2 protein-coding genes are annotated in these 1,426 nt (G+C 66.3%); both read right to left on the bottom strand.

All coding sequences use genetic code 11. The annotated features are described in order from the left end of the window. Nucleotides 1-971, bottom strand: a 971-nt coding sequence (locus ACWEEU_RS30565) for an alpha-amylase family glycosyl hydrolase (protein WP_451736924.1), incomplete at its 3' end; no start/stop codon positions are given. Then, nucleotides 968-1,426 (bottom strand): alpha-glucosidase C-terminal domain-containing protein (locus tag ACWEEU_RS30560; RefSeq protein ID WP_451736922.1); only part of this gene is annotated, 459 nt, incomplete at its 5' end. The genes ACWEEU_RS30565 and ACWEEU_RS30560, both read right to left, overlap by 4 nt.

Below are 1,426 nucleotides of genomic sequence, written 5' to 3'. Positions count from 1 at the left end.
ATGCCCCACTGGCAACTGGACGGGATGGAGGGTGTCTTGGCGAGGATCTCGGAGACGGGGTAGCGGGACTCACGGCGTACGGCCATGAAGATGCGTGGCATGACCGGGAAGTGGAACGCCATGTGGCATTCGTCGCCGCCCGCCTGGTAGTCGCCGAAGTAGTCGACCACGTCCTCGGGCCACTGGTTCGCCTCCGCCAGCAGCACGGTGTCCGGGTACTGCGTGTCGATCTCGCGCCGGACGCGCTTCAGGAAGGCGTGCGTGGCGGGCAGGTTCTCGCAGTTGGTGCCGTCCTCGGCGTAGAGGTACGGCACCGCGTCGAGACGGAAGCCGTCGATGCCGAGGTCCAGCCAGAACTTCAGCGCGGCCAGGATCTCCTCCTGGACGGCCGGGTTCTCGTAGTTGAGGTCGGGCTGGTGCGAGAAGAAGCGGTGGAAGTAGTACTGGCCGCGCACCGGGTCGAAGGTCCAGTTGGAGACCTCGGTGTCGACGAAGATGATCCGGGCGTCCTGGTACTGCTTGTCGTCGTCGGCCCACATGTAGTAGTCGCCGTACGGACCTTCGGGGTCCTGGCGGGACTCCTGGAACCACGGGTGCTGGTCGCTCGTGTGGTTCATGACGAAGTCGATGATCACGCGCATCCCGCGCTGGTGGGCCGCGTCCACGAACTCGACGAAGTCCGCGAGGTCCCCGAACTCCGGCAGCACCGACGTGTAGTCGGCCACGTCGTAACCGCCGTCCCTGAGCGGGGACTTGAAGAACGGTGGCAGCCACAGGCAGTCGACGCCCAGCCATTGCAGGTAGTCGAGCTTGGCGGTGAGACCCTTCAGGTCCCCGATGCCGTCGCCGTCGCTGTCGTGGAAGGAGCGGACCAGGACCTCGTAGAAGACGGCGCGCTTGAACCACTCAGGGTCGCGGTCCCGGGCGGGAGTGTCCTCAAAGGTGTCCGGCACGGGTTCGTTCACGGTCATGACGCTGAAGGCCCTCCGATCTGTGGCGTCGCCCGCCCGGCGGTATGCAGTACGTGCGCGGGTGCGTGGCCGGGGCTGAGACGGACGTAGTTGGTCCGGCCCCAGTGGTAGGTCTCGCCTGTCAGTTCGTCGTGGACGGACAGGTGGGCGTTCCAGTCCAGGCCGAGTTGCGGCATGTCCAACGAGACCGTGGCCTCCTGGGTGTGGTGCGGGTCGAGGTTGACGACCACGATGACCGTGTCCGTCCCCGTGCTCTTGCTGTAGGCGAGCACGGAGTCGTTGTCGGTCTGATGGAAGCGGAGATTCCGCAGGCGCTGTAGCGCGGGATGCCGGCGACGGATGTCGTTGAGCCGGGTGATGAGGGGGGCGATGGTCCGTCCCTCCAGGGCGGCGGCCTCCCAGTCGCGGGGTTTGAGCTGGTACTTCTCCGAGTCGAGATACTCCTCGCCGCCCGG

It is taken from the genome of Streptomyces sp. NPDC005004 (genome assembly GCF_053600675.1).
Note: the sequence above shows the minus strand (reverse complement) of the source record. Positions and strands in the feature narration are given on the sequence as shown.